The organism is Rhodoferax sp. (assembly GCF_014859475.1).
Taxonomy (GTDB): Bacteria; Pseudomonadota; Gammaproteobacteria; order Burkholderiales; family Burkholderiaceae_C; genus Rhodoferax.
This window is the reverse complement of the sequence record NZ_JACUUE010000135.1, coordinates 1-6993: the sequence shown is the minus strand read 5'-3', so window position 1 is coordinate 6993 and position 6993 is coordinate 1. Positions and strand designations below refer to the sequence as shown.

Below are 6993 nucleotides of genomic sequence, written 5' to 3'. Positions count from 1 at the left end.
CGGAGACATGGATTGCGTCACTTCGTTCGCAATGACGGGGCTGTTCATGGAAAGCCATCCGTACCCGGTCCGATACCGCACACGGGCCTTGAACAAAGACATCGTCACTGCGAGCGTAGCGCGGCAGTCCATGACTGCCGGGTGCATGGATTGCTTCACTTCGTTCGCAATGACGGGGCTGTTCACAGCAAGCGAAGCGTGGCGATCCATTGCGCCTACGGATACTTGTTGACACCCAGCTTGTGAACCATGCCGTGGCAGGCCAGCTGGCAATTACCGCCATTGGGCGTCTTGGTGAAGGCGATCTTGCCTGCACTGTCTGGCGTCACCACCGGGTTGCCGTTGACATCACTGAGCATGAAGTTGATCAGGTTGGACTGCGTGCGCGAGCCATGCGCATCGTGGCACGCGGCACACGATGCGTTGACCGGGCTGGACAGGTGCCGCAAATGCGGGAATTTGCCTACGTTCGGATTGAGCAGGGTGCTGCGGTCGTGGCATTTGTAGCACAGCGCAAATTCGGTGGGCGACTCAATCACGGTGCTGGCGGTGTTGTAGTTCAACTCCAGCAGCGGTTTGTAGATGGAGCCGTGCGGCCCGGCCGGTGTGGTGCCACCGGCAGTCCAGCCGTCGTTGTTGTGGCAACTGCCGCAAGCAATCCGGCTGATGGCCGTCAGACCCGTGCCCAACACAAAACTGTTGTCCGGGATGGTGGCGTTGCGCCCCACGGCCGTCACCGGATGAAAAGACAAGTTGCTCGGCTCGAACTGCTCGCGCGCGTTGCGCACATTGTCCTGGCGCGCAAAGCTCAGCGTTGTGGCCGGGGCCAGACCATGGCACTTGTAGCACACCTCCTGCTCATAGGTGGCCACCGCCACCGGCGCGCCGGCCTGGTCAATGCCGGGCACGCCTTTGAGCGGCCCGCTGACATTGGGTGCGGTGGCGCTGCTGGAGTCGGCCGCGTGGGGGTTGTGGCAGTCGGCGCAGGCCACGTGCCTTGTCATCGTGCTCGCATCTTCCTTGGGCTTGTGGGTCCAGGGGTCGATGTCGATCGGATGCCGGTAGGGCTTGGCAAATTCGGTGTTGAAATTGAAGCCGGCCTTGGCCACCGTACCGCTGTGGCAAATGGTGCAATTGGCGGCTTCGCCCACTTGGGCCAGCAAGCCCTCGCTATGGCCGGCGGCATGGGGGCGATGGCAATTCAGGCAGGCGTTGTCTTGCACCGTGGTGTAGCCGTCGGCAGGCCAGGGGCTGGTGCCGGTGCTGTTCCAGGTGGCCACTGAATTGGCATGACTCGCGTTGGTCCAGTTGGCCGGCAGATGGCAGGTGGTGCACAAAGCGCCCTTGATCGGGTCCATGCGCATGAAGTTGGCCCGATCGACATGCGCGTCGTGGCAACTGGTGCACTGCACCTGCCCGCCCGCGTCCAGATGCAAGGCATTGGGCGCCCCCTGCGGGTCCACCAGCTCGCCGCGGTCGATGGCCAACTGACTGTCGTAGGTGAAGGAAATGGGGTGGTCATTGGACAGGTCGGTGCCAATCAAACCCGCGCCGGTGAGTTTGCCCAGCGTCGGCTGCACCCCCCCTGGCGGGCGCAGCAGGTTGCCCATGGCCATGGTGCCATCGTGGCACGACAGGCACAGGCGCGAGCTGCCCGTGGGCTGCGTCGGCACCGCCTTGAGCGTGGAACTGGTGTACAAGGTGTAGGTGGCGGCTGAGAACGCCCGGTTCCACAAGGCTCGTGACGCATTGGCGTTATGCGGCGTGTGGCAAAACACGCACAGGCCGGTGGCCTCGGGCGCCTTGAACGTGCCGGAACCGCTGGGCGTCAGATTATGTCGGGTGTTGGCAATGTCAGCCCGGGCTGCCGGGGCCCAGGCAAGAAGGCCGGCGACCAGTCCGGCCAGCAGCATGGCCGGGACACCGGCCGCATTGAATTTGGCGTTCATTGTGTTGACTCCTTTGCCGTCGCGATGGCGCCCTGGAATACCTGCACGCGATGGTTGTAGGCATCGGCCACATAGACCTTGTCTTCATTGGAAATAAATATGCCCCGCGGCAACATCAGCTGGCCCGGGCGCTCGCCGCGTTCGCCAAAAACCAGCAACAACTGGCCGCTCCGGTCAAAAATCTGCACCAGGTCAAACAGCGCATCGACCACGTAGTAATGGCCACCGGCATCAGCGGCAATGCCCTTGGGCGCTGCAAAGTCGCCGCTGCCATTGCCCTGATGACCGAACTTCCACAAAAAAGCGCCGTCCTGGCTGAGCGCCTGAATGCGAAAGTTCAGCGCGTCGGTCACCAGCAGCGCGCCACTGGCATCGAGCGCCAGGTGCGTGGGGTAATTGAACTGGCCGTCGCCGCGGCCGCTCCCGCCCATGTGGCGCAGCAGCGCACCGTTGCCGTCGAACACCGTGATGCGGTGGCGCTTGCTGTCGAGCACGTAAAGCCGCCGCGCGGCCTCGCTCCAGGCCAGGCCCGCCGGGCGCTCCAGCCCCTGGGTGGCAAAGGTGCGCAGCAGCGCACCCTCGCGGTCAAGCAGAAACACCTTGTTGAGCCCGGTGTCGGCCACAAACACGGCGCCATCCGCGCGCAGCGCCAGTGCCACCGGCGACACCAGCGCCTCGTTGCCGACTTTTTTCAGTTGGCTCGCGCGCTTATTCGGCCGGTCCAGAATCCACAGCGACCGCGTGCCGGGGTCGGCCACATACAGCACGCCAGCCGCCTCGGCCACGGCCGACGGCCGCACCAACTGCTGTGCGCCCGTGCCCATCAGGGCATCGCCCAAACGCTGCAGCCACGAGCGCTCGATGCCCCAGTCCTGCGCACCGGCCACACTTTGCAGGTAGCGGATGCGTGGCGGCTCGGGCGGCTCGGGCCAGACCAGGGCAGCGGGGTCCATGGCAGGTGCGGGCACAGGCGTGCCGCAGCCGCCCGCCAGCAACAGCACCGTAGTGGCCAGCCAGGCCTTGAAAAAACGACTCACCATAACGCCCTCCTGATTGTGACGCTGATGTTTTCACTCTGGCCGCGGGCGCCGCCGCTCGCCGAGTAGCCGACCGAACCGGCAACGGACACGGTCAACAGGCCCACCTGCCGTTGTGTGCGCGCGCCAAGCTGCATGAGGGTGGAGCGGGCCGAATCGCTATTTTCTTGCACTCTAACTTCGGCAAATGCTTCGTTACGCCAGCCGCTTTCCGGATTCCAGTTGAGCGAGGCCCGGGTCGAAAGCAAGGTGTGCTGGCGCGCGGGATTCAGGTACTGGGTATTGCTCGCAGAAGCGTTGAAAGTCATCTGCCACTCGTAGGCGGGTTTCCAGAACAACGATGCCTGCAGCATGCGCCGGTCATAGGCGCTCAGTGTGCCGCGGTAGCGCTCATAGTTGGCCGTGCCCCTGGCATCCATGCCATGCAAACGCCCGCTGCCCTGCAATTCCAGGCGGCTGGTGTTGGTGATATCTTCCAGGGCAAAACTGCGGGTGCTGCTGCGCTCGTGGCTGGCGAACGCCGAGGTGGCGAAACCACGCCAGCTGCCGTTCATGTAAACGTTGACGGTGTCGTTACGCGAGCTGTAGAACAAAAAGAGGGCCTCGCCGCTGAGCGGCTTGCTGGTGGACTGCTGGTGGTTGTACGAGGCACCAATCCAGCCATAGTGCACAGCCACACCGTAGCCTGTGCCGCGGCTTTCGGATTCAAGGTTCGGGTCGATCCGGACCTCATAGGTGACCTTGAGCGGATCGCCTATCTCAACCGGATCGTTGTTTGGTAACGTGTCACGGTAAATGGGTGTGATGTAAGTGAAATTGCCAATCACCGCCACCGTGTAGTCGATGCCACGGAGCAGCTCTTGCTCGACCGGGGCGTCCCTGAGGTTGAAAACCCGGATGCTGTTTTCGATGACAAAAGGCTCGCTCAATTTATGCGTTGAATCAGCGACAACGGGATCAAGCGCGTCGAACTCGTCTTTCGCATTGACGATGCCAACGCTCAGCGCGCTGCTGCTGCGCTGGTAGTTGCCCGCCCAGTTCAGCCCCAGGCTGCCGCCGTGGGGCAGACTGTGCCGGTAGCTCTGGCTGAAGTTGCCACGGTAGGTGGACAGCGTGCCGTTAGCCAGCTCGGCCCGCTCGCCCTTCAAGGTCATGTTGGTGTACAGGTTTTGGTACAGCTGGTGCGACACGCCCACAGTGCCGGCGTGGCGCAGCGTCACCGCACCCTCGGCTTCATCGCGGCTGAAGTCATAGGTGTAGTCGCTGGCCAGGCTGCGGGAATGGACGATGCTCAGGGCCTCGGTGGCCGTCAGGGTGTTGCTGGGCAGCAGCGTGTCGCGCGTGGCGTAGCTCAGGGTGGAGTCAAAGTTGCGGTTCAGGCCGGGGCCGAAGTCGAGGTTGTAATTGGCGCTAGCCACCTGAAATTTGCTGCCGGCCTGCACCTGTGCCGCGTTGACCTGGTCGGTTGCCAGGTAGCGCAGGCGCAGGTCGGCCGTGGTGAAACCTTTTTGGGCCGAGGCCTCCACCGTGCGCCGGGTCTGTTCGATCTGGGTGATGCGATCGAAATAGGTACTGGTTTGCTGAAGGTGTTGCTCGCGCGCACTCAGATTGGCGCTAAACCATGGCCCCACCCAGTCCTTGAGCGCACTGTCTTCCTTGAGCGACACACTGAAGCCCCGGTTTTCTGAGCTGCCGACGGAGCGCCCGCCGAAGTCGAGGCTGGCGTCGATCTGGGTGAGATTGGCGTAAACCTGGATGGGGTAGGGTTTGAACTCCAGAATGCCGGCGCTGAAGTTGTAGTCTGTCACCCGCTGATCGCTGCTGCCCGCTGCCGACGAACCGCTGAATTGAGACTGGTCGAAGCCGATGCGCAAGCCCAGGTTGGCATTGATGAGGCGCCGGTCCAACACATAGAGGCCGGTGCCCTGAACGCGCAGCGATTCCTGCAAACGATAGGCCGAACCGCTGGAACTGTTGCCGGCGTTTTCATTGGCGTTGTGGCGAAAGTTGGCACTCAGGCCCAAGTCGCCGCTCCACCGGCCCCGCCCCAGATGCCAGTCAACCGCCCAACTGGAAGCGCACGGCGTGCCCGCCATCAAGACCAGCAGAACACGGCGCAACCAAGGGGGCGAACACCTCATTTATGGTGGCATCTCGAACAGGTATCAAAATTGACCGGAAAAGCGGGCAGACCCTTGTGGCAGGCGCCACAAAACTTTTTCTGATCGATCAGCGCCATGGTAATTTGGGCGCTGCCGGCCTTCATCTCGAAGCCCATGGTCTTGTTGTGGCAAACGTAGCACTTGAACTTGACGCGGTGATTCCAGTGCGAAAAAATGGCCGGCGGAAAGTCTTCGTCGCCCTTGGTCTTGCGCTCAAAGGTGATGTCGCCCAGCACCGGCTCGGCCAAGGCGCCCACTGCCATCCCGAACAGCATCAAGGCGGCCATGAATTGCAGCAGCAGCGTCTTCATGATTTCTTGATCGGCTTGTGGCAGCCTTTGCAGCCCGAGGGCTGGGCCAGCGCCACCTTGTCGTGGCACACGCCGCAGTACTTGCCCTCGTCGATGTCGTCCATGGTGATTTTGGCGCTGCCGGCCTCGCGCTTGAAGATGGCGTTGTGGCAGTTGTTGCAGGTGAGCCACTGGGTATGGGTGCTGTGCGAAAAAACCACCATGCGATTGGGCTTGCCCGAAGTGGACAGCTCGATGTCGTCGTCAGCGGTTCGGCCCGGGTCTTTGTCCTTGTCGTCGATGACGCCCTTGGGCGTAATGAGCTTGCTCTCGAGTGCGGCCATCCAGTCGATGTTGTCTTCGTCGTCCTTGGGCAGCTGCTTGAAAAGCTCGGGCCAGTTGGGCGGCGGGCCAGCCTTGGCCAGCGCTGCCAGCGAATCCAGATGCGCCTGTGAGACTTTGAAGACCGGGCCGCTCGGAGGCGGCGTGCGCCGGGGCTGGCGCACCTGCAGCTCGCTTGGCTGCGCCTGGCCGGGCGGCGGCATGTCGAACAGCAGCGCCATCAAGGGCGTGGAACTGCTGCAGGCCGCCAGCAGCGCGAGCAGCAGCGCCATGTGCAGCCAACGCCAACCGCGCAACCCTCGAAAGTGCCCGTTCGCAGCCATCGTTATCTATTCAAAAAAACCGTTGCGCATGAAAAAAATTTTACCATTCAGCCAGGCGAGGAACGCACGCAAATGGTTCCGCATTTCAATCCAATCCAACTAAAAAGGGCGCTGACCCGAAAGTCAGCGCCCTTGGTGCGCAAAAGCAGAGCGAGGTGCCTGGCCTATTTGATGTGGCACTGCAGGCAGATGTAGCCACCGGCTTGCGTGGAGCCCTGGTTTTGGCCGCGCAGCAGCCAGTCGTCCACGGTCTGCTTGTTGTGCGGGTCGTGGCAAGTGGAGCATTCCATGCCGCTGATACCTGCTTCAGCGCCGGCCACGATGCTGGCGCCATCGTCAACATACAGCTTGATCAGCGAAGCCTGGTTGCCGCCACCAGCGGCGACAGGTGCGAATGCGCTGGAGGCCAAACCGCCGCCGAGACTCGTGTTCGAGATTTGGTGCGCCACGGAGAGTGGCTGGAACTCACCCAGCACCACGCCATCGCCAGTGACTTTGCTGTTGTAGGTGGCGCCAGCCTCATCCGGGTAGGGCATGCCGACCGGGTGCGTGCCGGCCATGTTGCCACCGGTGCCAACCATGTAATTCGGACGGGCATCGGCGCTGGTCCAGATCTTGCCGTCGAAATCGGTCGGCTGGTCACCCACCTTGAAGGTGTTGTAAGTGCCGGCCTTGCCTTTGTACATGCTCACGTCACCAATGGCCACCGAGCCGTCATGGCAAGCCAGGCACTTGGCCGTTGGGCCTTTGTAAGTGCCGGCCATCGAGGCATACGCGGTGCCGCCGGTTGTGGCCGTTGCGTCACTCCAGCTGAAGTTGTTGGCTGATGGGCTCTTGTTCCAGAGCAGCAAGCTGGACTGGGCACTGTGCGGCGTGTGGCAGAAAGCGCA

7 protein-coding genes are annotated in these 6993 nt (G+C 62.5%); all 7 read right to left on the bottom strand.

Annotation, left to right across the window (positions count from 1 at the left end):
* Positions 1 to 210, bottom strand: a 210-nt coding sequence (locus tag IBX54_RS10975) for a hypothetical protein (protein WP_296542695.1), incomplete at its 3' end; no start/stop codon positions are given.
* A gap of 5 nt (positions 211 to 215) precedes the next feature.
* The gene (locus tag IBX54_RS10970) at positions 216 to 1949 is read right to left on the bottom strand and encodes a cytochrome c3 family protein (RefSeq protein ID WP_296542694.1); all 1734 of its coding nucleotides are present in this window, start codon (positions 1947 to 1949) and stop codon (positions 216 to 218) included.
* Positions 1946 to 2989 (bottom strand): hypothetical protein, encoded by a 1044-nt coding sequence (locus tag IBX54_RS10965; RefSeq protein ID WP_296542693.1) that lies wholly within the window; start codon positions 2987 to 2989, stop codon positions 1946 to 1948. Before IBX54_RS10965 ends, IBX54_RS10970 begins: the two co-directional genes overlap by 4 nt.
* Positions 2983 to 5127 carry a hypothetical protein gene (locus IBX54_RS10960; protein ID WP_296542692.1) on the bottom strand — a complete coding sequence of 715 codons (2145 nt, stop codon included), beginning with the start codon at positions 5125 to 5127 and terminating at the stop codon, positions 2983 to 2985. Before IBX54_RS10960 ends, IBX54_RS10965 begins: the two co-directional genes overlap by 7 nt.
* Positions 5124 to 5459, bottom strand: a complete 336-nt coding sequence (locus IBX54_RS10955) for a c(7)-type cytochrome triheme domain-containing protein (protein ID WP_296542691.1) — start codon at positions 5457 to 5459, stop codon at positions 5124 to 5126. Before IBX54_RS10955 ends, IBX54_RS10960 begins: the two co-directional genes overlap by 4 nt.
* A complete protein-coding gene (locus IBX54_RS10950) occupies positions 5456 to 6052 on the bottom strand; it encodes a cytochrome c3 family protein (protein WP_296542690.1) in 597 nt (198 codons plus the stop codon). The genes IBX54_RS10955 and IBX54_RS10950 overlap by 4 nt, the downstream gene beginning before the upstream one ends.
* A gap of 215 nt (positions 6053 to 6267) precedes the next feature.
* A partial coding sequence (locus tag IBX54_RS10945) for a cytochrome c3 family protein (RefSeq protein ID WP_296542689.1) occupies positions 6268 to 6993 on the bottom strand: 726 nt, incomplete at its 5' end.